The following is a 23,389-nucleotide window of genomic DNA, read 5'->3' on the forward strand; positions in this document are numbered from 1 at the left end:
TGAACCAGGAGCCGACGTGCCCACTCAACGCATCGACGTGATGCACCCTGCCGACATGAGCCCGACAGACCTGCAGTCGTGGAACGCGCTGCGGGCCAGGACGGCGCCCGTCGCCAATCCCTTCATGAGCCCCGAGTTCTGCCAGGCCGTCGGCCGCGTCCGGCCGGGTGCCAGGGTCGCGGTCGTGCGCGAGGACGGCGAGGCCGCCGGCTTCTTCTCCTACGAGCGGGGCCGGTGGGGCCGCGGCCGCGCGATCGGCCTGGGCGTTTCCGACTGCCAAGGCGCCGTCCTGCACCCCGACGTACGCGTGGATCCGCACCAGCTCCTGCGCGCCAGTTCCCTGAGCGTCTGGGAGTTCAACCATCTCGAAAGCGGCCAGGACCTGTTCCTGCCGTTCGCAACAGGGCGATTCGCCTCGCCCGTCATCGATCTCGGCAGCGGCTACGCCCACTACGAGAACCTGCTCCGAACACGCTCCCGCAAGTTCCTGAAGTCGGCCCTGGCGCAGAACCGCCGGCTGGGACGCCGGGTCGGGCCTCTGAGGTTCGTGTTCGACGAACGAGACCCGGGGGCCCTGCAGACGTTGATGGCATGGAAATCTGCCCAGTACCGCCGAACGGGCCGACGCGACCGGTTCACCCAGGAATGGATCAGCCAGCTGGTCCGCATCCTTGCCGACACGGCCACACCCGGCTGTTCGGGCCTGCTGTCGGTGCTCTACGCAGGCGACAGGCTTGTCGCCGCGCACTTCGGACTGCGCTCACGCACCGTGCTGTCGTACTGGTTTCCCGCCTACGACCGGGGTTTCGCGCAATTCTCCCCCGGTCTCGTTCTCCATCTCCGCATGATCGAGGCGGCCGCTGCCGCCGGCATCGAATTGCTCGACCTCGGCAGAGGTGACGCCGCCTACAAGGATTCCCTCAAGACACGAGAGCTGACGGTTCATGAAGGCGCCCTCCTGCGGCGCAGTCCCGGTGCGGTCCTCCACTGGTTCAGCCGCGAGCCCGCACGCGCCGCCCGCCGCTTCGTGAGGGAGCAGCCCCAGCTCAAGACCGCAGCCGTGCACACGCTGAAAGCAGTCGGCAAGGTGCGCGACCGGCGCCCGTGAGCAGGCAGCCGCTCGACCTTCGCAGTGCCCTCGCCGCAGTGCCCTCGCCGGGGCCGGGCAGCACTCCGACGGTCGCCAACGGCAGCCCGGCGGGCCGAACCTTGCCGAAGTCCGGCATGAACGCGTCACGCCCGAACGGTCTATCGTGGGCATCCGCGCCAGAGACCCTCCACCCGCTTGAAGTCGCAGGTCAAAGGGTGGACAAGGGGGGTTTGATGCCGGAGAAGTCCTCTCCGCTGTGGTGGCTGTTCGCCGCGATCAGTGTGGCGGTGTATCTCGCCGCGATGTTCCCCGGGACGGTGAACCGGCGGCAAAGGATCTGGGTGTCATGCGGTCCCGTGGCAGGGTTCCTGGCGCTCACGGCCTTCAGCGCCACCTACGACTCATCTCTGAACGAGATGCTTCCTGTCTACTGCGGGATCATGCTGGGCCTCGCCCTAGGTGTCGTGGGCCATGGGAAGGCGCTGCGCGCATTCATGACGTGGCGGGCGGAAAACCCGGGAAAGCCCGATGACGAGGGGCCGGGTATTCCCTGGATGCTGCAGATCGCGTTCACTCTTCCGATTTGCCTCGGCGGCGCGATCTGGTACATGAACAACCACTGACAGGGGATCTGGACCTGGCTGTGACCGGGACGGGGATGGACGGGGCGAGGCCGTAGGGGCCCGCGCGGTGTGATGAACTGCCGTGCGTTCACCGTTGTCCAAGAGAGGGAGACATGACTGCCGACGCGCCGGCCCGCCATACGCCCGATTCCGCAGACGCCTCAGAGGCACATGCCGAACAAGAGCGTCGGCAAGCACGCCGTATCGAGGGGTGGTCGATCGCGTGGATGCTCCTGTCCCTGGTGATCTGGGGATGGTTCGCGTTCCTGATGCTCGCCGACTACGGCCCCGAGTTCGGGGACAGGGCCATCTGCCGAGGCCCGCTGGTCGACCTGTCGTCCGAGGACGTCGAGTGCCGGGACCCGCTGCGCCAGTGGCCCGCGCTGCTGGGCATCCTCGCGCTGGCGGTCATGGTGACCGTGTCCGCGGCGGCGACCATGGTGTACGCCAAGGTCCTTTCGCGCCTGGCACACCGCGACAGGCCCGGAGTGCGGCCGCAGGACTGAGCCTCCGGCAGTTTGGGGACGTCGGGGAGTCGGAGCCGTTGCGCCATCGGATGGACCTGGTGGCCGTGGCCCGCCGACTCCTGCCACGCAGTCGAGAGCCCTGGCCGCGTGCTGCACTGGCTCTGCCCGACCGGGAGACGCTCACAGAGCCGGCCGAAGCCCCTGGCTGCCGAGTCGGCCGCGCGTCCCCCACATGGTCCCGAAAATGACCAAGGGGCCGTTTCAGATTGCTCTGAAACGGCCCCTGATCTGCGACTCTTTCGAGTCGGGACGACAGGATTTGAACCTGCGACCCCTTGACCCCCAGATGGCTGCGCCAGGCCCATAATCAGGACATGTGGCGCTATTTGAGGGCGAGGAACGTGTGCCAATGCGCGTGCCGTGCACCTGCGTGCAGCGGCACTGGTCCCCAACTGGTCCCCAACCAGTCGTCACCCCAAGGCTCCACTCGGGAGGTTCGGACGGATTGGGCGGGCCGCGCACGCCCTGGGCTTTCAGCCCACTCCCCCAGCCGAGCCGGACTCCCACTCCTCTCAATTGTGACGCTTCTCACTCCCACGGGCGACCTGAGAGGACGTTCCGCTTAAAGAAGCGGTAGTTCATGGTTTGTGCCAGGCTATGACTGTTTCACCAGTAGCTCATCTCGCGAGGTTGGAGATCATCGCGAGACGGATCATGCTTTCGGAGTGAGCGGGCTTGGTCTCGTAGTCGCGGGCGAGGCGACGGTGCATCATGATCCACCCGAAGCTTCGCTCTACGACCCACCGCCTCGGGATCACCGAGAAGCCCTTGACCTGCGAGTTTCGCGGGACGACGTCGACGTCGATGCCGAGCGTGGCGCCGTGTTCGATCGCCTTCTTCTTGTAGCCGGTGTCGACCCAAGCCTTGCTGATGGTGGGGTGGTCGGAGGCGACGCGGGTGAGGAGCTGCATGCCGGCCTCGTTGTCCGAGACGCTGGCGGCGGTCACCATGACCAGCAATAACAGGCCGAGAGTGTCCACGACGATGCTGCGCTTGCGCCCGACGATCTTCTTGCCGACGTCGGCGCCCTGGGTGTCGGCGGGCACGCTGGGAGCGGTCTTGACGGACTGGGCGTCGATGACGCATGCGGTGGGCTCGGCGGCACGTCCTTCCTGCTCACGGACCATTCGATGCAGGTGGACGCCGAGTTTCTCGATCGTGCCGTCGGCGGTCCAGGCGCTGAAGTACCCGAAGACCGTGGTGTGCGGCGGGAAGTCGTGGGGCAGGTAGCGCCAAGGCACCCCGGTCCGGTTGAGGAAGAGAATCGCGTTCATGACTTCCCGCAGGTCAGCGACTTTACCTCCAAGGTTGAGCGAGGTCTTCTGCCGCTCGGCCCGCCATGCGGTCAAGGTCTGCTCCATCAGCGCCCAGCGGGCATCGGACAGATCACTGGGGTAGGGCAGGCGGGGCGATCGCGAGGTCATGGAGACACTGACGCACGCGCCTCGCACGGCCGCTATCGCTCGATCGGGCGAGGCAAAATGGAATATTGGCCCATCTTCGAACCGGACAGGAGCTATCGCTAAATTCGGGGTGAACGGGATCGTCGACCCCTCTTCAAGAGCGGGGCAATTTCAACAAAAGCCCTATATGGCGGCGAGTCCGGCATGCGGCAAACTCACCTATATCGGCGCATTAACGATGCGAACGTCCTCTGAAGTGCGTCTGCATGGCCGTCATGAGCTTGGACCCCACCGGCCAGGGCCGAAAGCGCTGGACCCCACGCTGGAAAGCCGCTCTGAACGCCTTCGACATCACCTTCGACGGCCGACTCCCAGCCGCCCGCCGCTGAACCCCCCGACAACTCCAGAACCACCGTTAACTTTACAGACCCGCCGGCCGAGGCGTATCCGAGGGCCGGTCCTGAGAAGTGGAGGTGGAGGTTAGTCCCTGCTTCTCACGGGTTGGCGCCGTTTCCCAGGCTCATGTGCTGTGGATGTGCCCTCGTGCGCCCGGGTTCTGGGCGGGCCGGGGCGCCAAACGTTCTGCCCAGGGTGGGTCTGCACCGGGGACGGAGCAGGTGAGGGCGGCGACGCGGGCGGCGAAGGAGCAGGCGTCGGTGGTGCCTTCGAGGGTCAGGGCATCACAGGGCGGGGTCGGTGAAGGCGTCGGCGACGCACTCGCCGAGGACGGTGACGCTGCTGGTGGGGATGTTCATGGGCTGTCTCTCTGTAAAAGCGCAGTGCGGGGGGCTCGGTCGTAGCGTTCGTCCTTGACCTTGCGGATGGACACGCGCCGGACTCAGCCCTTGACCGCAGAGCTGGCCACGCCTTGGACGAACCACCGCTGGAAGAACGCGAAGACGATCAGCACCGGTAGGACCAGCAGGACGCCGAAGGCGAGGATCTGGCCCCAGTCCGGGGGCTGCTGGCCCTGGAAGACGCTCATCTCCAGCGGCAGCGGGCGGACCGACGGGTCGGAGACCATCAGCACCGGCCACAGGAACGAGCCCCACTGGATAAGGAAGGTCAGGATCGCCACTGAGGCGAAGGCCGGCTTGCTCATCGGGACGATGATCGCGAAGAAGGTGCGCCAGGGGCCCGCGCCGTCGATCCGGGCAGCTTCCTCGATGCTCGGTGGGATCGAGCGGAAGAACGTGTGGAACTGATAGACCGAGAAGGCGTTGGCGATGAAGGGGAGCGCCAGGATGTAGAGGGTGTTGCGCTGGTCGTTGAACATGTAGAAGAGCGGGACGGCCACCGACTCGAACGGGACCAACATCAGCAGCAGAATGAGCGTGAAGACGGCTTCGCGTCCGCGCCACTTCAGCCGTGACAGCCCGTACGCGGCCATCGAGTTGACGAACAGGCCGCCCGTCACGACCACGAACGCCAGCAGCAGCGAGATGCCCATGAAGCGCCAGAAATAGCCGGTGCTGTCGGAGTTGAGGCTGCTCAGGACGGCGGAGTAGTTGTCGAAGGACAGGTCGGTCGGGAGGAAGCCGGAGAGACCGTTCAGGATCTCGTCGGACGGCTTGAGGCTGCCCAGGAACAGGTAGATCACCGGTAGCACGAAGACGGAGGCCAGCACGCTGAGTACGGCGTAGTCCATGAAGCGGCGCAGGGGCGTAGGGGTCGTGCCCATGAGTCAGTCCTCGTTTCCGGGCCGGACGACGCGGCGCTGGATGAGGGTCAGGACGACGACGATCAGGAAGAAGACGACGGTGATCGCGGACGCCTGGCCGATGTTGTTCTGGTCGAAGGCGGTGGTGACGGCCTGGTACATCACGGTGCGGGTGGCGTCCTCATCCAGACCGCCCCCGCGGACGAGGACGTACACCTGGTCGAAGACCCGGAAGGAGAGCACCGAGGTGAGCATCGCAACGAAGACGAGGGTGGAGTGGATGCCGGGCAGGGTGACGTGGCGGAACTGCTGCCAACGACTGGCGCGGTCGAGTTCGGCGGCCTCGTAGAGCTCACCCGGGATCTGCTGGAGGCCGGCGAGCAGGATGACCATCTGGAAGCCGACGCCCTGCCAGATGGACAGCACGACGATCGAGGCCATCGCGGTGGCGGAGTCGCCGAGCCAGTCGAAGGCGCCCCAGTTGCCGAAACTCACCGCGTCCAGCGCGGAGTTGAGCATGCCCTGGTCACTGCGGGCCAGTATGAGTCGCCAGATCACGGCGACCAGCGCCATGGGGAAGACGACCGGCATGAAGAAGAGCGACCGAAACAATCCGATGGCCTTGAGCTTGCGGTTGAGCAGGATCGCCAGGGCCAGTGCCAGGGCCGTCTGCACGGGTACGACGAACACGGCGAAGGTCAGGTTGTTGAGCAGGGCCCGCAGGAACGGGCCGGACAGGTCGGGGTCGGTGAACAGCCTCCGGTATTGCTCCAAGCCGAAGAAGCTGGGCTCCAGCGGGGAGCCGAGGCGGACGTTGTAGAAGGAGAGCACCACGGCGTAGCCGAACGGCACACCGACGAAGACGATCAGTCCGACGACGGCCGGGGCGGACATGAGTAGTCCGTGCAGCCAGTCACGGTTCTTGCGGCCCGGCCGCGCTGATCGCGTCGATCGCGCGGATGTCACGGATGTCACAGATGAGGCCTGCTCCGGGCCGGGCGGCGCGGCGTGCGCGGGTTCCACGGATGTCACGGATGAGGCCTGCTCCGGGCCGGGCGGCGCGGCGTGCGCGGGTTCCACGGATGTCACGGGAGGGTCCTGTTCCTGGCGGGGTGGGCGCGGCAGCCGCGGCCGCCCGGGCCGATGGGTCCTACGGGATCTTGTAGCCGTCGTTGTCGGAGAAGTCCTGGTCGATGGCGCGGGCGGCCTTTTGCAGAGCGCTCTCGGGGTCGGCGCCACCGTAGATGGAGTTCAGGGCCTCGCTGAACTTCGAGGTGACCAGGGGGTAGCCGGCGGTCACCGGGCGGGTGACGGCGACGCAGGACTTGGTGATGTCCTTGTCGCCGCAGGGCTTGGCGAGCTGGTCGGCGTAGAGCTGGAGCGGGCCGCCCTGCTTGTAGAGCTCGCTCTTGTCGAGCGCGGTCTTGGTGGCGGGCACCGCCCCGTTGGCCGTCGTCATGGCGGTGATGTTGGCGTCGTTCAGGAGGGTGTCCAGGAACGTGCCGGCGGCCTTGGCGTTCTTGCTGTCGGCGCCGATGCCCCAGGCCCAGGAGCCCTGGCCGGTCTTGGGGCCGTTGCCGAAGTCGGGCAGCGGCAGTACGACGAGGTCGTCGCCGAGGGCCTCGCTGTAGGCGGGGTACATCCAGTGGCCGACCCAGCTCAGGGCGACGCGGCCCTTGGCGAAGGCGTTGCCGTCGGTGTTGGGGTCGACATACGTCTTCCAGGACTGGAAGGTCTTCATGGCCGAGATCACGGCCGGGGTGTCGAGGGCGCCTTCCGCCTTGCCGTCCTTGAGGAGGGAACCTCCCGCGGACCAGACGACCGGGGCGAAACCGTAGGTGCCCCACTCGTTGGCGTAGCCGCCGGTCTCCTGGAGGTCGAGGGTCTTGCCGTCGGTGTCCATGGCCTTCAGCGCCCCCAGCGCGGCGGTGAACTCCGTCGCCGTCCAGTCATTGGACAGGCTGGTCGGGTACTTCACCCCGGCCGCGTCGAGCAGCTTCTTGTTGCCGTAGATCCCCAGGCCGGAGTCGAACATGCCCAGGCCGTAGTGCTTGCCGCCGACCTCGCCCTGCGCCTTGCTCGCGTCGGTGGCGTTGTCCATGGTCTCGGTGGAGACGTGCGTGTCGATGGGGGCGAGCTTCTTGTTGTAGACGAAGTTCGCCATGGTCGGGCCGTCGAACTCCATCACGTCCGGCAGCTTGGAGGCGTCGGTGGCCGTGATGGTCTTGGTGTAGTCGGCCTCGGGGATCAGCTTCAAGTCGACCTTGATGTCGCCCTGCGAGGAGTTGAAGGACTTCACCGCGTTCTGCAGCGCACTGGCCTCGTTCTTCTGGCCCTGGTGGGCCCAGACGCTGATGGTGCCCTTGCCGCTTCCGGCCTCGGCGGAGGCATCGGTGCCGCCGCCCGAGCCGCAGGCGGCCAGCGCCACCACGGGGAGAGCGAGGGCCAGGCCCGTACGGACGGTACGGCGGTACTTTCTGTTGGTCGAGCTCATGGTTTGTGCCTCCGTGCTGTGGCGAGGGTTCGAAGTGCGGGGGGAGCTTTCCGGGGCGTGGGGGTGCGGCGCTCGGGGGGTTACCTCGGGCCGCGCAGGCGCGGCGGGGCGGTGGTCTCGCGCAGGACGAGACGGATGGGCATCTGCACCTGCCCCGGCGGCTCGGCGTCGGGTTCGTCCAGTTGCCGCAGCAGCAGCCGGGCGGCCTCGGCGCCCTGGTCGGCAACCGGCTGGGCGACGGTGGTCAGTCCGACCACGTCGGCGAGTTCGTGGTCGTCGAAGCCGACGACGGACACGTCGTCCGGCACCTTCAGCCGGTGGCGGCGCAGGGCGCGCAGTGCGCCCATCGCCATCTCATCCGACTGCGCGAACACGGCAGTCGGCGGGCGGGAGACAGCCAGCAGCTCGGTCATGGCCCGCTCACCGCCCTCGACGGTGTAGTCGCCGTCCGCTTCCAGGGCCGCATCGTGCTCTATCCCCGCATCGGTCAGGACGTCCAGGTAGGCGCTGCGCCTTTCGACGGGGGTGGTCCAGTGCAGCGGCCCACTGGACCCGCTGATCATCCCGATCCGTCGGTGACCGAGGTTCACCAGGTGGCGTACGGCGCTCTCCGTTCCGGCCCGGTCGTCGATGCCGACGACGGTGAAGCCGGGCCGGGCTCCGCCGACCGTGGTGGCCAGCGGCACCCCGAGTGAACGCAGTGCAGCCGACTCCTCCTCGTCAGGGATGAGGAGCGACAGCACGGCGTCCACCCGCTTGCGGACCGGCAGCTTGGTGAAGAAACGCTTGCGTGTCTCCGGCGATCCCAGGTTGTACAGCAGCACGTCGTACCCGGCGGCGCTGAAGACCTGCTCGGCGGCGTCCAGCACGGTGCCGAAGAACCAGCGGCCCACGTACGGGACCACGACCCCGATGGTGAAGGTGCGCCCGCTGGCCAGGCTCGACGCGGAACGCGAGGCGGTGTAGCCGAGCTGGGCGGCGAGGGCCGCGATCTGCGTCCGCACCTCCTCGGACACGCCCGGCCGTCCGCGCAGCGCGCGGGACACGGTGGACGTCGAGACTCCGGCGGCGCGGGCGACATCGGTGATGCTGGCCGTCACGGCGCATTCCCTCCCGTTGGTTTCACGTCGATGTGATCTGCAGGTGACGTGACCGTAAACCCGCCCTCGTTGTTGCGCAAGCGTTTGCGTTCGGATTTACTTGGGCTGATCCTTGAGAGACCTTTTTGTTATCAAGCATCAGCGCATACGTTTGGGCGCTGTGAGCCGACAGGAATGTGCATGCGATACGCCCCGCCCGGCCTCTGCGTGAACGACTTCGCCCTCCTGCGGGACGAGGACGGCACATACGCGGTGCTGCACCTGCAGGGGCCCTGGACAACGGAGTTCGATCATCTGCGGATGGAGACCTCCTACGGCCGGGCAACCTCCACCGACCTGGTCCACTGGCAGCCCCAGGGCACCGCCTTCGGCAACGGCCTGCCCGGCCGCTTCGACCAGCAGGCCGTGTGGACCATGCACCCCATCCGGCACGGCGACGCAATGACGATGTTCTACACCGGCGTCTTCGGTCTCACACCGGGCGGCTGGCCGGTCCAGTCGGTCGGACTGGCGTACTCGGACCGCACGGACGGCACCGGTTGGCGCCGCCATGGCACCAGGCCGGTCGTCGAGGCGGACCCGCGCTGGTACCGCACCAGCGAGAAGATGGCCTGGCGTGACCCGTTCGTCGTACGCGATGACGCGTCGGACGGCTGGGTCATGGTCGTCTGCGCCAGCGACGCCTCCCTCCCGGTGGAGGTCAGCGGCTGTGTCGCCCTGGCCACCTCGGCGGACCTGGAGCACTGGACCGTCCATCCGCCGCTCATCTCCCCCGGTGACGTCGATGAACTGGAGTGCCCGGTCCTGGAACGCCTCGACGACGGAAGCTGGCTGCTGCTCGGCTCCATCGGCGCGACCCGCGGCTTCGAGTCGTGGACCGCCCCCAGCCTGCGCGGGCCCTGGACCCGCCGCGGTCCCCTCGGCCCGGCCGGCGCCTACGCCCCGCGCGTCATCGTCGCGCCCGATGGCTCCCGCGTCGTGCTGCACACTACGCCTCGCCGGGTCGGCCTCACTGACTCCGGCGAGACCTGCCGCGGGATGCTCGCCCAGCCCAAGTCCCTTGTCATGCTGGACGGTTCGACGCCCCGCCTGGAATGGTGGCCCGGCCTGGACGTCTGGCTCGGCGAGGAAACGGAGCACCCCGCCCCGCACGCAGTCGGCGACATCGGCCTCACCGGGCCCGTCGACGTTATTCTCCGCACCGATTCCCCGGACGGCAGCCCCGCCCTCGTTGTCGGCTGCGACGGCAAGAACCTCTGGGTCACCGGCCCCGAGGGGACCCGGCTCGGCGAGACCGTCCTGACCGAACCCGCCGCCACGCTGCGCATCCTCACCATTGGCGAGTACGTCGAGGTCTACGCCGACGGCCTCTTCGTCCTGACCACCCTGTGCTACTCCGGGCACCCCGCCCCGTGGACGGCCGCCACCGAAGGCCGCGAACGCACCATCCCTGTCCGCCCGATCCGGCTGCCCGACCCGCACCGCGACGACGCCTCGGCCATCTGGCCAGGCTCCACAACACCCTGACGGGCGACAGCCCACGCCCGTCTGATCGTCACCCGGCACGACCCCGGAAAGGCTCAATCGGGTGTGCGAGGACATCGACCGCCCGCCAGGAACTGGCGAGTCAGCTCGAGCGCTCCACCGGGCGGAGTGCCAAGATCTTCCAGAGGGACACCTTGCTGTCCATGGCGTTGACGCGGGCCTGCGTCATGCCGACGGCAGCCGCGATGCGCGCCTGGCTGGCCCTGCTGTACTGCTGGCCGTGGCGGAACACGGTGCCGATATCGCGGGTGCGGAGGGCTTGGCGGACATCTGCGCGCTCCCATGCCCAGTCAGGCAGAGACGTTGGTACGAGCGGTGTGGTCACGGTCCTCGACGACGACCTCGGCGCCACCGCGCTCGCCGCGCACGCGGGAGTCAGCGCGCGCCACCTGGCCCGGCTGTTCCTCGACCAGCTCGGACAGACACCTGCCCAGTTCGTACGGACCGCCCGAGCCGAGGCGGCCGCACAACTCCTCGTCTCCACGGCACTGCCGCTGGCCTCGATCGCCAGGCGCTGCGGGTTCAGCTCCGCCTAGACGATGAGGCAGGTGTTCCTGGAGCACTACGGAACGACACCCAGCCAGCACCGCACCCTCCACAGCAGTTCCCGGGTCGCACCCTCCGAAGTGCCAGTGGCCTGACGGGTGGCTGGATGTTTCGACTCGGACGGCGACGCATCGTGGCCTGCGGTCGCACGTGGTCCACGAGCACGGGAGCGACACGGCCCGCAGCACCTCCGCGTGGTCCCACGGCGACTGGCGCCTGCTTGTGCCCGCCGAGTGGCAGGACGACACTGAACGCCGCATAAAAGCCGGCCTACCCGAAGAGGTCGGGCACCGGGAGAAATGGCGCCTGGCCCTGGACCTCACTGACGAGGCGGTCGCCTGGGGCCTGGAGCCGATGGTGATCGTCGCCGACGCCGGCTACGGCCAGATCACCGCGTTCCGCCACGGCCTGGCGGAACGCGGGCTGGACTACGTCGTCGCCGTCCGCTCGGACGAGTCCGCGCACCCGCAGGCGGCCGCGCCCAGCGCATCGCCGTGGAGCGGGAACGGCCACCATCCCGCCACCGCCACCCCACCCTCCGCACCACGGCTGGCCACGGCCGGAGTGAGGAGCAGCGCCGGAGTCGCACGCGGCCGGTAAGCCGACAGCGGACCCGTGTCAGGCCATAGCCGCGCCGGTTCCCGCGATCACCTCGGGCCGCAGCAGGGCGGCGAGCCTCTCGGCCGGCAGCAGGCCCCTCTCCAGGACCAGCTCGGCCACACCCCGGCCACTGGCGAGGGCTTCCTTGGCGATGTCGGTGGCGGCCGTGTACCCGATGTGCGGGTTCAGGGCGGTCACCAGGCCGATGGAGTTCTCTACGGTGGCGCGCAGCACCTCGGTGTTCGCGGTGATGCCGGCCACGCAGCGCTCGGCGAGGGTGAGGCAGGCCGCGCGCAGGTGGGTTATGGACTTCGACAGAGAGTGCAGGATGACCGGCTCGAAGGCGTTGAGCTGGAGCTGTCCGGCTTCGGCGGCCATGGTGATGGTGATGTCGTTGCCGATCACCTCGAAGGCGACCTGGTTGACGACCTCGGGGATCACCGGGTTGACCTTGCCGGGCATGATGCTCGAGCCCGCCTGCACCGGCGGCAGGTTGATCTCGCCGAAGCCCGCGCGCGGCCCGGAGGACAGCAGGCGCAGGTCGTTGCAGGTCTTGGACAGTTTGACGGCGATGCGCTTGAGGACGCCGGACATCTGGACGAACGCGCCGCAGTCCTGGGTGGCTTCGACCAGGTTGGCCGCGGTGACCAGGGGCAGCCCGGTGATGTCGGCAAGGTGGCGGCGGGCCGATTCGGCGTATCCGGCGGGGGCGTTGAGACCCGTGCCGATCGCGGTCGCGCCGAGGTTGATCTCAAGGATCAGCTCGACGGCCTCAGCGAGCCGGCTGCGGTCCTCGTCGAGCATGACGGCGAAGGCGGAGAACTCCTGCCCGAGCGTCATCGGCACGGCGTCCTGCAGCTGGGTGCGGCCCATCTTCAGCACGTCGCGGAACTCGGCGGCCTTGCGGGCGAACGTGTCCTGGAGGACGGCCATGGCGTCGAGCAGGCCGCGCACCGCGGAGACGGTCGCGATCCGAACGGCGGTCGGGTAGACGTCGTTGGTGGACTGGCCGAGGTTGACGTCCTCGTTGGGGTGCAGGTGCTGGTACTCGCCCCTGGCGTGGCCCAGCAGCTCCAGCGCCCGGTTGGCGATGACCTCGTTGGCGTTCATGTTGGTGGAGGTGCCGGCACCGCCCTGGATGACGTCGACGACGAACTGGTCGTGGAGCTTGCCGCCGCGTATCTCCTGGCAGGCGGCGACGATCACGGCGGCCTTCGCGGGCTCCAGCAGGCCGAGTTCCTCGTTGGCGAGGGCTGCGGCCTCCTTGACGGCGGCGAGGGCGTCGATCAGGTGCGGGTAGGCGGAGATGGGCGTGCCGGTGATGGGGAAGTTCTCGGTGGCGCGCAGGGTGTGGACGCCCCAGAAGGCGTCGGCGGGGACGTCGCGGTCTCCGAGCAGGTCGTGTTCGCTGCGGGTGGCGGCGGTCATGGGTGTGCGGCCCTCTTCCTGAGGTAGGTGGGTCAAGGTGGTGAAAGGGGATGGAGTCAGGCGGTGGCGGGGACGCTGGGCGGGTTCAGCGCCGCCACCGGCCGGATGCCGCCGACGGGCCGGCCGCCGCCGGTCATCGGCTCGCCCTCGAACCCGGCGAGCAGCCGCGGCTCGACTCCCGCCCGGGCGAGGGCTGCGGCCGTCACCGGGATGCGCGCCCGGTCCGCCCCGTCGGCGATCTTCACTGCGACGGCCCGGCCATCAGGCAGCGCGGCCACCTGGACGCCCTCGAAGCCGTCCTTGGCCAGCAGCCCGGGCACCGCGCGCATCAGCTGGGCCGTGTCTCGCCCTGTGCCGGAGGCCATCTCCGGGTGGATGCGCAGCGCGTCCGCCACCCGGCGCCCGGCGGTGTCCGGACCGGCCGTGGCGATGCGGGCGGCGGCGCGGGCCAGGCCGTGCAGGGACACCGCGAACAGCGGGGCTCCGCAGCCGTCGACGGTGACGTTCGCGATGTGCTGGCCGGTGAGTTCCTCGACGACCTCGGCGATCGCCCTCTGAAGCGGGTGGCCCGGGTCGAGGTAGCTCTCCAGGGGCCAGCCGGCCAGCTTGCACAGGTACAGCATCGCCGCGTGCTTGCCGGAGCAGTTCTGGGCGAGCCGGGAAGGCCCGCGGCCCTCGCGCACCCAGGCATCCCGGACCGCCGGGGCGTACGGCACGTCGGGGACGTTGCGCAGGTCGTCCTCGGTGAGGCAGGCCAGTTCGAGGATCAGCCGGGTACCTGCGAGGTGGTGCTCCTCGCCGGAGTGGCTGCCCATCGAGAGGGAGAGCAGGGCGCCGTCGAGCGGCAGCCCGGCCCGCACCATGGCGAGGGCCTGGACCGGCTTGAGAGCTGAGCGCGGGTAGCAGGCGGCCTCGATGTCTCCGATGCTCAACCGGACGTCGCCATTACCGCCGAGGACGACGACGGATCCGTAGTGGACTCCCTCGATCACGCCGCCCCGGGTGACGTGGGCGACGGGTGCATGCTGGGGCTCGCGGATCGCGGGCGCGTCCGCGAGGAGACTGCTGCGCATCACTGCCTCGTTCGGTGGTGGGTTGCTGCTGACCGGGGTGGCCGGCGGCAGGCCCGGCCCGGGGGGACGGGCCGGGCCCGCCGCCCGGCTCAGCCCTCGCTCTTCGCGGCGGCGCGCGCCACGCGGCCGCGGACGGCGTACCAGCCGGCGACCAGCGCCGCGGCGATCAGTGGCACGCACAGCACGGTGGTGCGCGCCGCCCCTCCGTCGGCGTACATGAGGACCAGGACGGAGGCGAGGAAGGCCAGTGTCACGAGTTCGGTCCACGGGGAGCCGGGCAGGCGGTAGGAGGGGCGGGTGAGTTCGCCGTCACGGGTCTTCCGCCAGAAGGAGAGGTGGCAGAGCATGATCATGCCCCAGGTGGCGAGGATGCCGATGGCCGCGAAGTTGAGCACGATCTCGAACGCGTCCGCCGGAACGACGAAGTTGAGCCCGACGCCGAGGACGCACATGCCGCTGGTGAGCAGGATGCCGCCGTAGGGCACCTGGGTGCGGCTCAGCCGGGCGGTGAAGCTCGGGGCGGAGCCGTTGACGGCCATCGAGCGCAGGATGCGGCCGGTGGAGTAGAGGCCGGAGTTGAGCGAGGACATGGCCGCGGTGAGAACGACCAGATTCATCACGTCGCCGGCCGCCGGGATGCCGATGTGGGAGAGCACGGTCACGAACGGGCTCTGGCCGGCGCTGTAGCTGTTCCACGGCATCAGCATCGACAGCAGGACGACCGAGCCGACGTAGAAGAGGCCGACGCGCCACATGATCGAGTTGATCGCCTTCGGCATGATCTCCTCGGGATTCTCGGTCTCACCGGCCGCGACTCCGACCAGCTCGACGGAGGCGTAGGCGAAGACGACGCCCTGGATGATCAGCAGCATGGGCAGCAGGCCGTTGGGGAAGATCCCGCCGTTGTCGGTGATCAGGGACGGACCGGGCACGGCGTCGTCGATGGGGTGCCGGGTCACGAGGAAGAAGATCCCGATGGCCATGAAGACGACCAGCGCGCCGACCTTGACGATGGCGAACCAGAACTCCAGTTCGCCGAAGATCCGCACCGAGATGAGGTTCACGGTGAGGACCACGGCCAGGGCTATGAGCGCGATCACCCACTGCGGGACGTCGGAGAACAGGCGCCAGTAATGGGTGTAGGTGGCGACGGCGGTGATGTCGGCGATGCCGGTGGTCGCCCAGTTGAGGAAGTACATCCAGCCCGCGGTGTACGCGCCCTTCTCCCCGAGGAACTCCCGGGCGTACGAGACGAAGGCGCCGGAGGACGGCCGGTACATGACGAGCTCGCCGAGCGCGCGTACGACGAGGAACGCGAAGATCCCGCAGACGGCGTAGGCGACGAACAGTGAGGGGCCGGCGTCGGCGAGGCGTCCGCCCGCGCCGAGGAAGAGCCCGGTGCCGATCGCACCCCCGATGGCGATCATGTTGACGTGCCGGGGTGTCAAGGACTTGCTGTAGCCGGTGTCCCCGGCGTCCACGTGACGGGTCGTGGGGCGCTTCTCGTCTTTGAGGAACTGCTCGCTCACGCCTCGGGGCTGCCTTCCGTGGAGGTGGCCGCGCGCTGGGGGCGCACGATTTCTGTGAGGGTCGTCTCGACCCGCAGGAGGTGGTGGGACATGGCCTCCACCGCGTCGTGCTCGCTGCCGTCGGCCAGCGCCTCGAGGATCGCCCGGTGCTCGCAGTTGGACTGCTCGCGCCGGCCGCCGAGTTCATTGAGGAAGGTCGACTGACGCGCCAGTGCGTCGCGGATCTCCTCGATGACGCGGCGGAAGACGGGGTTGCGGGATGCCTCGGCCACCGCCAGGTGGAAGACGGTGTCCATCGCCACCCACGCGGTGGTGTCGGTCTCCTGCTCCATCCGGTCGAGCAGATGGCCCAGATGGTCCAGGTCCTCCGGGGTGCGGCGCAGCGCGGCGTACCCGGCGACCGGGATCTCGACGTGCCGGCGCACCTCCAGCAGGTCGCTGGCGACGTAGTCGCCGAAGGTGGGGTCCTCGACCGTGCTCGCCAGGACGAACGTGCCCTTGCCGCTCTTGGAGGCGGTCAGGCCGATGGCTTGGAGGGCTCGGAGCGCCTCCCGCAGCACGGGCCGGCTGACCTCCAGGGTCCGGCACAACTCGGCTTCGGAGGGGAGCTTGTCGCCCACGACGTACTCACCGCGCTCGATGGCGCTGCGCAGGTGGCCGAAGACCGCTTCCATCGCGCTGACGCGCCGCGGGGCCTGGCCACCTGTCTGGCTGTCTGACAGGTTCACGGTGTGATCCTGATGGGTGCGCCGGAGGGTGTCAAGACACCTGTGTCGGGAAAGTCCGGCCCGGCGAGTTTCGTACCGTGCGCACTTTCCGTCCTGCCACCGAAGCCGCCCGATCGGTGTCTGCGGCGAAACCGGCGGCATCCACCAGGGCGTGCACCACCGGCGTGTCGACACCCATCTCCGGATGCCACTGGACGCCCACGGCGAAGCGGTGCCGGGTGCTCTCGATCGCCTCGACGGTGCCGTCCGCCGCACGGGCTGCCACGATGAACCCGGAGCCAAGGCGATCCACGGCCTGATGATGGTGCGTGGCGACCTCGCGGGTCCCCGGCAGGAGGGCGCCGATCCGGGTCCCCGGCGCGGTGGTGACGGTGTGGGCACAGAAGTGGCCCCGGTAGGGGTTGTGGCCGTGATGGCCCACCCTGTCGGGCAGGTGCTGGATGAGGGTGCCTCCGGCGTGTACGTTCATCAGCTGCATACCCCGGCACACTCCGAGCACGGGTATGTCGCGGGCGAGACCAGCGGCCAGTACAGCCTGCTCCCACCGGTCGCGCTCGCGGACCGGCGGCCCCGTGCGCGGGTGGGGCCGGGCGCCGTACAGGGCGGGATCCACGTCCTCACCTCCCGTCAGGACGATCGCGTCCAGACGTGCGACCACATCGGCCGCTGCCGACGGGGCGTCCGGCGGCAGCAGGACGGCCCGGCCGCCCGCGGCCTGGAAACAGCCGGCGTAGGCCGCAGGCAGCACTGCGGCGGGCAGGTCCCACTCGCCCCACCGGGCGTCGGCCAGGTAGGTGGTGAGTCCGATGAGTGGTGGCTGGGGCATACCACTTCCTTTCAGGGCGTGAGGGGTGATCGTCGACGGCCGGGTGCACACCCGCCCCGCCGGACGTCCCCGGCCACGGCGGGCTGCGGCAGAAAAGGCGGACGGGGCGGACGGGGCACTGGCGGAGGGCGCCCCGGCGACAAGGTGGAGGGGCGGTCACGATCCGGGAGCGCGGGCTTGCGTTTTTCTTGCCGCTGGCAAGAATCCTGCTGGCGTTCATCCGCAATCACAAGAAAACACATCTTCGCGACAGATAAGTGAGCCTTAACTCCGTGCACGGACTCGACCCCCGCCTGCTCGCCACCCTCGAAGCCGTCGTGCGGCACGGCTCCTTCAACGCCGCCGCACGCGAGCTCGGCTACAGCGCGCCCGCGGTCTCCCAGCAGATCGCCGAACTCGAACGCCGCGCGGGCCTGAGAGTGCTGGAGCGCCGACCCGTGCGCGCCACACCGGCCGGCGAAGTCCTTCTCGACGCCGAGCAGGGCGTCCGCAACGCGTTGGCGACGGCATCGGTGGAACTCGATGCCATGCGCGCGGGTACGGCCGGACGGATCCGCCTCGGCGCCTTCGCCTCGGCCGCCACCAGCATCGTTCCGCAAGCGCTGGCCCAACTCCACGCGGCCTACCCCCACGTGCAGGTCAGCCTCAGCCAACTGGAACCCGAGGCCTGCCACAACCGGCTCAAGCGGGGGGACATGGACCTGGCCCTCAGCTACGACTACGACTTCATCCCCGTCCCGCCGCCCCGGATGCTGCGCCGGACGCTGGTCGCACGGGATCCGGTGGTGGCCGTGGTCCCGGCACACCACCGCCTGGCCGACAGGGAGGTCATCGACCTGGCCAGCCTCGCGTCCGAGACCTGGATCGCGGCTCCGGAGGCCGCACTGCGCCTGGAACTGCTTTCCCAGATGGCCAAGACGCCTGGCTTCCAGGCCCGCCTGCAATACGAGGGGGACGACTTCAACACCGTGCTCGGCTTCGTGGCCGCAGGCCTGTGCGTGGCCGTCATGCCGCAACTCGCCCTGCCCCGCGCCAACACCCAGGTCGTGGCCCGCCCGCTGGCCGAGCCGCAGTTGACGCGCTTCATCTACGCCGTCCGCATCGACACCCGGCACGCCCCGCGCGCCGTCCTGGACCTGGAGCAGATGCTCGCCGCGCAAGCGCTGGCCGCGCTCGCATGAGGCTGCGGCGGGCGGCCACCGGAGGCGAACGGAGCGTGAACCCACGTGAAATGCGCCAAGTTGACGGCGGCCGCACGCGCGTAGACCGGGTGGTGACGCCAGTTCTCCCGGCTTGTCCGACTACCGGACGCGGTGGCTGAAAGTTAAACTATTGTGTGGCGGGCGCCCTACGTTTGCGGCGGTTGACGTTCCAGCGAGAGGAACCCCCTCATGACCGCCGCCGACAGTGCGCCGCGAACGGCCCGCGTCCTCACCGGCTACCGCCCCGAGGACGGCTTCATGGCCGTGGAGCTGGACCCGCCTCCGGGCGAGTACGTATGGCACGACGAGCACGCCGAGCAGCAGGAGCAGCGCTACGGCCCGGGTGCGGGCTACCACCAGTGGGTGGCAGTGGACGCACGCGACGGCGCCGTATGGTTCGGCGACATCGACTGGCGGGCCCCGTCCGAAGACCTCGGCAGCCAGCTCCCCGGCCTCCCCCGCAGGGCACTCGGCGACGGGGCCGTCCCGGCCTCCGGAATAATGGTGCAGCTGCTCGGCCACCTGGCCCATGACGAACAGCGCGGCTGCTCCTGGCGCTTCTTCACCGCTGAGGAACTGCACGCGCTCGCCCTGCGCATACTCCCCGCCGTGCAGCGGCTCGTGGACTCCATCCACCGCATCGGACCGGGCGACGAACTGGAGTGGTCGGCCGAGGCCGCCACCGCCTGGGACGACATCGAGCAGGCCGCGACCCACACCTTCGATCCCTCCGGCGATCTCCGCTGGCCCAGGCTGCGCACGACACCGATCCCTGCCTGGCGTGTCGAGGTCGGCGCGTTCCTCGCCATGAACCCCGGTCTGTGCGATCCCTCCTGGGGCCTGGCCACGGACGCGGAACTCGATGCCTACGCCGGCTACAGTCCCGAGAGCGGCTATGGCGGTGTACCGGGGCGGATGTGCCGCGCCGCCGACCGGCAGATCGAGGACGGTTTCAATTTCTACGGCCACCGTGCCGCCCTGTACGCCTACCGCGCGCAGGCGTGCGGCGACCGTGTTCCGACAGACGCCCGCGTCTGGCTGGAGACGACAGAGGCGGGTCGGGGCACCTGGGAGGCGGCCAAGCCCCCCGGGGCCACCCTCGCCGACGTCCCCGACTGCGTGCTGGCGGCCTTGGCCGAAGGGTTCCAGAACTCCGCGCACGAGGAGGGTCTGGTCCTGACGGGCCTGGACGCCCATCTGCGCCGGTTGCGCGCCGAGGAACGCTCCGCCGTCGACCAGCAGCTCGTCCGCGAAGCCGAGGAAGTCGAACGCCTCGAGAACATGCTCAAGGACTTCCGCGCGGCACGGAACCGCACCGTGACACGGATCCTGGCCTGGTCCGATGGGCGCAGCGACGGGGAAATCGCCCGCCTGGCGTCCATGCCCGACGACTACGTCAGGGACTGGCGGGCCCGCCTGACCGACGAACAGACGACGGCCACACCCGCAACCTGAAGCATGTGCGGCGAAGACAGGGCACCCGCTCCGCAGCCTCACCGCCCGGGCAGCCCGTCGAGCGCCACGGCCGTCCGTAGACCGCGGCGACGGCCCGAGGCCTTGAGCTGGTGCCGCCGGCCCGCTGCGAGTACCGCTGCGCGGGGTAGGCGGGGCCGGACCTGGCCGCTGTACCGGCGAGACGACCGGAGACGGTGCTCGTCGACGGCCTCGGGACCAAACGCACCTGGCCTGCTGCGCCCCGAGCTCCGGACTGCGGCCGCTGCGATCCGAAGCCGCCATCCTCAGCCGGTGCCTACGACCGGACATCGTGAACCCTTGTGCAGGGCAGCGACGCGGGTGCAGTGGGCGCACGCTCCCCGGCACCCGGCCCGGCGGTTCCAAGCCGCTCATCGAGCGCTAACAAGGGAAAGGCACTGGTCGCGGCGGCCTCGGGAGCGCGGTGGTCGCCTGTGGTCGCACCCTGGAAGCGTCCGAGTCGGCAACCTCCGAGGCGGAGCCGAGTTCGTGCCCGGCCTCGTGCTGGGCGGCCGACAGAAACGGCACCACGGCCAGGGACAGAGCGGCGAGCACGATACCGGGGATGGACCGCTCGGCCTCTCCGGTGCCAGAGAGCGGCAGGACGGCGTCGACGGCGACGTACGTGGCGAGCGCGAAGAACGAGAAGGCGATGATCCGTAGGATGGTCTTCTCCCGTGCCTCGGGGGACAGCGTGGTCGCGGCCGGAGAACTGCCAGGCGACCGCGGCGGCCGAGGAGACCTCGATGACCGAGTCCAGGCCGAAACCGATCAGCGCAGCAAGATCCGGACCATTCGCGGGCCAGGAGGCGGGAACTTGGCCCAGCGTCCGCCATTATGGCTGGTCAGCCTGGTGCGGCGTCTGTACCGCCAGCAGACGAAGAATCTCCTGGGCGTCTGCGGAGGTAAGTCAAGGCGCTGCCCTTGGCGCAAAGACAGGGGGAAAACGCAGGTCACAGGGGGCGCATGGATCGTGGTGGTCGCATGTGGTCGCACGAGACTGGAGGTGTCGGCCCTTCCTCCGCCTCCTGGAGGCGATCCCCATGCGTACCACCGCCGAGCGCGGCCGCATCTACCGCAGGTGTGGCTGCCGCGACACATTGCGTCACCAGCTCGGAGCGCACTGCCCGCACCTGTTCGCCGACGGTGACCACGGGACGTGGACCTTCGCCGTCGACGTCCCGGCACCGCGCCACCGCCGGACGACCGTCCGCCGTGGCGGCTTCGTCAGCCACGACGCGGCCGAGGGGGCGCTGCGGAGGTTCCTGGAGGGCGAGGCCGGCGGGTTCAACGCCGACCCGAACCAGAGCGTCGACGACTACCTGACCGCCTGGCTCGCCGCCAAGGCCCTCGTGCTCAAGCCGACCACCATGGCCCGTTACCGGGACTACGTCCACAACGACCTCGCGCCCGCCTTCGACACCCTCAAGCTGGACGAGCTCGGGCACCGGCACATCGCCGCGTTCGTCACCAGCGAGCTCGCCGCAGGCCGCGGCAAGACCACCCTCTACCGCTGCCTGGCCACCCTCTCCAGCGCTCTCGGTGACGCGGTCCGCCAGCATCGCCTCGCCCACAACCCCGCCAGTCCCCCGGCACTTCACCGGCCACCGTCGCCCGAGCGACGGATCTGGACCGCGGACGAGGCCGTCCGCTTCCTCCAGCACTGCCATCAGGCAGACCCGGACATGGCCGACCTGGTCGAGCTCCTCATCGGCACCGGCATGCGCAAAGGAGAGGCCTTGGGGCTTCACTGGGACGATGTCCACCTGGCCGAGCGTGTCCTCTATGTACGTTGCACGCTCTCGGCGATCGACAACAACCACCTCGTCATCACCACGCCCAAGACCCGTACCCGTCGGAACTGGGTCGCCGTCTCACCCCGCGTCGCCACCGCACTCGAGCACCGAGCCCGGTCAAGGGCCCGCCGCCACAGCGATCCCAGCGATCCATTCACCGGACTCGTCTTCTGCAGACCCGACGGCCGACCCCTGCGACTCCACACCGTCCTCGACCGGCTCCGGCAACTCTCCCAAGAAGCCGGCGTACCGCGGGTGACCGTTCACGACCTGCGGCACCTGGCCGCCACGATCACCATCACCGCCGGCGTCCCCCTCACCGTCATCTCCAAGACCCTGCGGCACTCCACCCTCTCGACCACGGCCAACATCTACAGCCACCTCACCCAACAAGCCGCCCGCGAAGCCGTCGACACCATCGACCACACCCTCACCCGGGCCCAGAAGCGAAACGACCGACGGGCCTGGCTGGAGCGGCTGCGACCACCACGCGACCACGTCCAGCACCTCCGCGAAGCCCTCAACCGGCTCCACTCCCCCGCCACGCCCGCATTCAGCACCACGGCGGACCAGCCCCGAACCGGGCGTGCCACCACACTGCGACCACCAGGACTCCGGGCATGGAAAAGGCCGCCCTCTCATGGATGAGAGAACGGCCTCCGACGTGCATAAAGCACAGTCGGGACGACAGGATTTGAACCTGCGACCCCTTGACCCCCAGTCAAGTGCGCTACCAAGCTGCGCCACGTCCCGTTGTACCTTCGACCTGCGGGTTTCCCCGTGCTCGGCGGCACATGCAGAACATTACCCCACGCCGAGGGGTGTGCATGCACGGGTAATCGGCGAGGGGGAGGATGGGGTGGTGAACGCACGGGATCGGGACGTTGAAGGGCGGGCGCGGAGCGCGCGGCCGAGGGATGGGCTGGGGCGGCCGTTGCCCTACGGGGCGCCCGGGGTGGAGCGGCAGGCCGAGGGCGTGGTGCGTTCGCCCTCGGAGACGGTGCGGGAGGCGCAGCGGCTGCTGGACGCCGGGATGCCGTTCCACGCGCACGAGGTCTTCGAGGACGCCTGGAAGTCGGGGCCCGAGGCTGCGGCCCCGCTCTGGCGGGGGCTCGCGCAGCTCGCGGTCGGGCTGACGCACGCGGCGCGCGGGAACGCCGTCGGCGGGGCGCGGCTGCTGCGGCGCGGGGCCGCCGGGATCGAGGAGCTGGACGGGGGGCCGTACGGGATCGACGTACCGGGGCTGGTGCGGTGGGCCCGGGAGCTGGCCGGCCGGGTGGCGGACGACGGCGCTCCGGCGGTCGATCCCGTACGGGAAGCGCCCCGGCTAGCGGGCGGCGGGCTGGAGTAGGTCCCAGCGGTTGCCGTAGAGGTCCTCGAAGACGGCGACGGAGCCGTACGCCTCGTGGCGCGGCTCCTCCAGGAAGCGCACGCCCTCGGCTGTCATCCGGGTGTGGTCGCGCGCGAAGTCGTCGGTGTAGAGGAAGAAGCCGACGCGGCCGCCGGTCTGGTCGCCGACGCGGGAGCGCTGGGCGTCGTCCTTGGCGCGGGCCAGCAGCAGGGCGGACTCGGTGGCGCCGGGCGGGCGGACCACGACCCAGCGGGAGCCGTCCGGGCGGGCGGTGTCCTCGGCGAGGTCGAAGCCGAGGGCGCGCGTGTAGAAGTCGATGGCCTCGTCGTAGTCGTGGACCACGAGGGCGGTGAGGGCGATGTGGGAGGGCATGCCCCCTATTGTGCGGGCGGCCC

Annotated in this window: 21 protein-coding genes, 1 tRNA gene and 3 pseudogenes; 11 read left to right on the plus strand and 14 right to left on the minus strand. The window is 69.4% G+C overall.

Annotation, left to right across the window (positions count from 1 at the left end):
- Positions 1–40 precede the first annotated feature (40 nt).
- From OG534_RS05155 to OG534_RS05165, 3 genes are all read left to right on the plus strand, one after another.
- Complete coding sequence (locus OG534_RS05155) at positions 41–1,108, plus strand: GNAT family N-acetyltransferase (RefSeq protein WP_442807215.1); 1,068 nt, start codon at positions 41–43, stop codon at positions 1,106–1,108.
- 215 nt (positions 1,109–1,323) lie between these two features.
- Positions 1,324–1,713 (plus strand): hypothetical protein, encoded by a 390-nt coding sequence (locus OG534_RS05160; RefSeq protein WP_326586885.1) that lies wholly within the window; start codon positions 1,324–1,326, stop codon positions 1,711–1,713.
- Between the two features lie 227 nt (positions 1,714–1,940).
- Positions 1,941–2,219, plus strand: a complete 279-nt coding sequence (locus tag OG534_RS05165) for a hypothetical protein (RefSeq protein WP_326586886.1) — start codon at positions 1,941–1,943, stop codon at positions 2,217–2,219.
- A 638-nt stretch (positions 2,220–2,857) separates the two neighbouring features.
- Here the strand turns inward: OG534_RS05165 and OG534_RS05170 are convergent.
- On the minus strand, positions 2,858–3,664 hold the full coding sequence (locus OG534_RS05170; RefSeq protein WP_326586887.1) for an IS5 family transposase: 807 nt from the start codon (positions 3,662–3,664) through the stop codon (positions 2,858–2,860).
- A 230-nt stretch (positions 3,665–3,894) separates the two neighbouring features.
- Here OG534_RS05170 and OG534_RS05175 point away from each other — a divergent pair.
- Positions 3,895–4,032, plus strand: a pseudogene (locus OG534_RS05175) (IS256 family transposase); the annotation flags it as partial.
- 449 nt (positions 4,033–4,481) lie between these two features.
- On the opposite strand, the gene OG534_RS05180 reads toward OG534_RS05175, so the two are convergent.
- The 4 genes from OG534_RS05180 to OG534_RS05195 form a co-directional block, all read right to left on the minus strand.
- A complete protein-coding gene (locus OG534_RS05180) occupies positions 4,482–5,324 on the minus strand; it encodes a carbohydrate ABC transporter permease (protein WP_266613692.1) in 843 nt (280 codons plus the stop codon).
- A gap of 3 nt (positions 5,325–5,327) precedes the next feature.
- Positions 5,328–6,197 (minus strand): carbohydrate ABC transporter permease, encoded by an 870-nt coding sequence (locus tag OG534_RS05185; RefSeq protein WP_257553322.1) that lies wholly within the window; start codon positions 6,195–6,197, stop codon positions 5,328–5,330.
- Positions 6,198–6,453: 256 nt separating this feature from the next.
- Positions 6,454–7,797, minus strand: coding sequence for a sugar ABC transporter substrate-binding protein (locus tag OG534_RS05190; RefSeq protein ID WP_326586888.1), 1,344 nt, complete (start codon positions 7,795–7,797; stop codon positions 6,454–6,456).
- Between the two features lie 80 nt (positions 7,798–7,877).
- Positions 7,878–8,897 carry a LacI family DNA-binding transcriptional regulator gene (locus OG534_RS05195; RefSeq protein ID WP_326586889.1) on the minus strand — a complete coding sequence of 340 codons (1,020 nt, stop codon included), beginning with the start codon at positions 8,895–8,897 and terminating at the stop codon, positions 7,878–7,880.
- A gap of 180 nt (positions 8,898–9,077) precedes the next feature.
- Between OG534_RS05195 and OG534_RS05200 the strand changes: the two genes are divergently transcribed.
- The gene (locus OG534_RS05200) at positions 9,078–10,424 is read left to right on the plus strand and encodes a hypothetical protein (protein WP_052872400.1); all 1,347 of its coding nucleotides are present in this window, start codon (positions 9,078–9,080) and stop codon (positions 10,422–10,424) included.
- Between the two features lie 100 nt (positions 10,425–10,524).
- Here the strand turns inward: OG534_RS05200 and OG534_RS05205 are convergent, their stop codons facing one another.
- Positions 10,525–10,767: a hypothetical protein gene (locus OG534_RS05205; RefSeq protein ID WP_326586890.1), complete on the minus strand. Its 243-nt coding sequence runs from the start codon at positions 10,765–10,767 to the stop codon at positions 10,525–10,527.
- Here OG534_RS05205 and OG534_RS05210 point away from each other — a divergent pair.
- Together OG534_RS05210 and OG534_RS05215 are read left to right on the plus strand one after the other, a co-directional pair.
- On the plus strand, positions 10,760–10,978 hold the full coding sequence (locus tag OG534_RS05210) for a helix-turn-helix transcriptional regulator (RefSeq protein WP_326586891.1): 219 nt from the start codon (positions 10,760–10,762) through the stop codon (positions 10,976–10,978). The genes OG534_RS05205 and OG534_RS05210 overlap by 8 nt on opposite strands.
- A 220-nt stretch (positions 10,979–11,198) precedes the next feature.
- Positions 11,199–11,588, plus strand: a pseudogene (locus OG534_RS05215) (transposase); the annotation flags it as partial.
- Positions 11,589–11,606: 18 nt separating this feature from the next.
- Here the strand turns inward: OG534_RS05215 and aspA are convergent.
- The 5 genes from aspA to OG534_RS05240 all read right to left on the minus strand — a co-directional run bounded on the left by aspA (position 11,607) and on the right by OG534_RS05240 (position 17,172).
- Entirely contained in the window at positions 11,607–13,016 is a 1,410-nt protein-coding gene (gene aspA, locus OG534_RS05220; RefSeq protein ID WP_326586892.1) for an aspartate ammonia-lyase, read from the minus strand.
- A gap of 56 nt (positions 13,017–13,072) precedes the next feature.
- Positions 13,073–14,089: an asparaginase gene (locus OG534_RS05225; RefSeq protein ID WP_326586893.1), complete on the minus strand. Its 1,017-nt coding sequence runs from the start codon at positions 14,087–14,089 to the stop codon at positions 13,073–13,075.
- Positions 14,090–14,178: 89 nt separating this feature from the next.
- Positions 14,179–15,618 carry an amino acid permease gene (locus OG534_RS05230; RefSeq protein WP_326586894.1) on the minus strand — a complete coding sequence of 480 codons (1,440 nt, stop codon included), beginning with the start codon at positions 15,616–15,618 and terminating at the stop codon, positions 14,179–14,181.
- Positions 15,615–16,346, minus strand: a complete 732-nt coding sequence (locus OG534_RS05235) for a FadR/GntR family transcriptional regulator (RefSeq protein WP_326586895.1) — start codon at positions 16,344–16,346, stop codon at positions 15,615–15,617. Before OG534_RS05235 ends, OG534_RS05230 begins: the two co-directional genes overlap by 4 nt.
- Positions 16,347–16,377: 31 nt before the next feature.
- On the minus strand, positions 16,378–17,172 hold the full coding sequence (locus tag OG534_RS05240; RefSeq protein WP_326586896.1) for a gamma-glutamyl-gamma-aminobutyrate hydrolase family protein: 795 nt from the start codon (positions 17,170–17,172) through the stop codon (positions 16,378–16,380).
- Positions 17,173–17,444: 272 nt separating this feature from the next.
- Between OG534_RS05240 and OG534_RS05245 the strand changes: the two genes are divergently transcribed.
- Together OG534_RS05245 and OG534_RS05250 are read left to right on the plus strand one after the other, a co-directional pair.
- On the plus strand, positions 17,445–18,353 hold the full coding sequence (locus tag OG534_RS05245; protein ID WP_326586897.1) for a LysR family transcriptional regulator: 909 nt from the start codon (positions 17,445–17,447) through the stop codon (positions 18,351–18,353).
- A gap of 210 nt (positions 18,354–18,563) precedes the next feature.
- The gene (locus OG534_RS05250; RefSeq protein WP_326586898.1) at positions 18,564–19,829 is read left to right on the plus strand and encodes a hypothetical protein; all 1,266 of its coding nucleotides are present in this window, start codon (positions 18,564–18,566) and stop codon (positions 19,827–19,829) included.
- 474 nt (positions 19,830–20,303) lie between these two features.
- Here the strand turns inward: OG534_RS05250 and OG534_RS05255 are convergent.
- Positions 20,304–20,625 (minus strand): annotated as a pseudogene (locus OG534_RS05255) (cation transporter); the annotation flags it as partial.
- A gap of 265 nt (positions 20,626–20,890) precedes the next feature.
- Here OG534_RS05255 and OG534_RS05260 point away from each other — a divergent pair.
- Positions 20,891–22,291 (plus strand): tyrosine-type recombinase/integrase, encoded by a 1,401-nt coding sequence (locus OG534_RS05260; protein ID WP_326586899.1) that lies wholly within the window; start codon positions 20,891–20,893, stop codon positions 22,289–22,291.
- 31 nt (positions 22,292–22,322) lie between these two features.
- Here the strand turns inward: OG534_RS05260 and OG534_RS05265 are convergent.
- Positions 22,323–22,396: transfer RNA gene (locus OG534_RS05265), tRNA-Pro, on the minus strand.
- Between the two features lie 202 nt (positions 22,397–22,598).
- Here OG534_RS05265 and OG534_RS05270 point away from each other — a divergent pair.
- Positions 22,599–22,994 carry a DUF309 domain-containing protein gene (locus tag OG534_RS05270; protein WP_326586900.1) on the plus strand — a complete coding sequence of 132 codons (396 nt, stop codon included), beginning with the start codon at positions 22,599–22,601 and terminating at the stop codon, positions 22,992–22,994.
- Here OG534_RS05270 and OG534_RS05275 read toward each other — a convergent pair.
- Positions 22,971–23,366 carry a VOC family protein gene (locus OG534_RS05275; RefSeq protein ID WP_326586901.1) on the minus strand — a complete coding sequence of 132 codons (396 nt, stop codon included), beginning with the start codon at positions 23,364–23,366 and terminating at the stop codon, positions 22,971–22,973. The genes OG534_RS05270 and OG534_RS05275 overlap by 24 nt on opposite strands.
- Between the last annotated feature and the right edge of the window lie 23 nt (positions 23,367–23,389).

The sequence above is a fragment of the Streptomyces sp. NBC_01294 genome (genome assembly GCF_035917235.1).
GTDB lineage: Bacteria > Actinomycetota > Actinomycetes > Streptomycetales > Streptomycetaceae > Streptomyces > Streptomyces caledonius.

Coding starts and splice junctions, on each gene's coding strand:
- OG534_RS05160 (WP_326586885.1), top strand. CDS start 1,324: ATGCCGGAGAAGTCCTCTCCGCTGTGGTGGCTGTTCGCCGCGATCAGT.
- OG534_RS05180 (WP_266613692.1), bottom strand. CDS start 5,324: ATGGGCACGACCCCTACGCCCCTGCGCCGCTTCATGGACTACGCCGTA.
- OG534_RS05190 (WP_326586888.1), bottom strand. CDS start 7,797: ATGAGCTCGACCAACAGAAAGTACCGCCGTACCGTCCGTACGGGCCTG.
- OG534_RS05165 (WP_326586886.1), top strand. CDS start 1,941: ATGCTCCTGTCCCTGGTGATCTGGGGATGGTTCGCGTTCCTGATGCTC.
- OG534_RS05170 (WP_326586887.1), bottom strand. CDS start 3,664: ATGACCTCGCGATCGCCCCGCCTGCCCTACCCCAGTGATCTGTCCGAT.
- OG534_RS05260 (WP_326586899.1), top strand. CDS start 20,891: ATGCGTACCACCGCCGAGCGCGGCCGCATCTACCGCAGGTGTGGCTGC.
- OG534_RS05275 (WP_326586901.1), bottom strand. CDS start 23,366: ATGCCCTCCCACATCGCCCTCACCGCCCTCGTGGTCCACGACTACGAC.
- OG534_RS05185 (WP_257553322.1), bottom strand. CDS start 6,197: ATGTCCGCCCCGGCCGTCGTCGGACTGATCGTCTTCGTCGGTGTGCCG.
- OG534_RS05155 (WP_442807215.1), top strand. CDS start 41: ATGCACCCTGCCGACATGAGCCCGACAGACCTGCAGTCGTGGAACGCG.
- aspA (WP_326586892.1), bottom strand. CDS start 13,016: ATGACCGCCGCCACCCGCAGCGAACACGACCTGCTCGGAGACCGCGAC.
- OG534_RS05250 (WP_326586898.1), top strand. CDS start 18,564: ATGACCGCCGCCGACAGTGCGCCGCGAACGGCCCGCGTCCTCACCGGC.
- OG534_RS05240 (WP_326586896.1), bottom strand. CDS start 17,172: ATGCCCCAGCCACCACTCATCGGACTCACCACCTACCTGGCCGACGCC.
- OG534_RS05200 (WP_052872400.1), top strand. CDS start 9,078: ATGCGATACGCCCCGCCCGGCCTCTGCGTGAACGACTTCGCCCTCCTG.
- OG534_RS05225 (WP_326586893.1), bottom strand. CDS start 14,089: ATGCGCAGCAGTCTCCTCGCGGACGCGCCCGCGATCCGCGAGCCCCAG.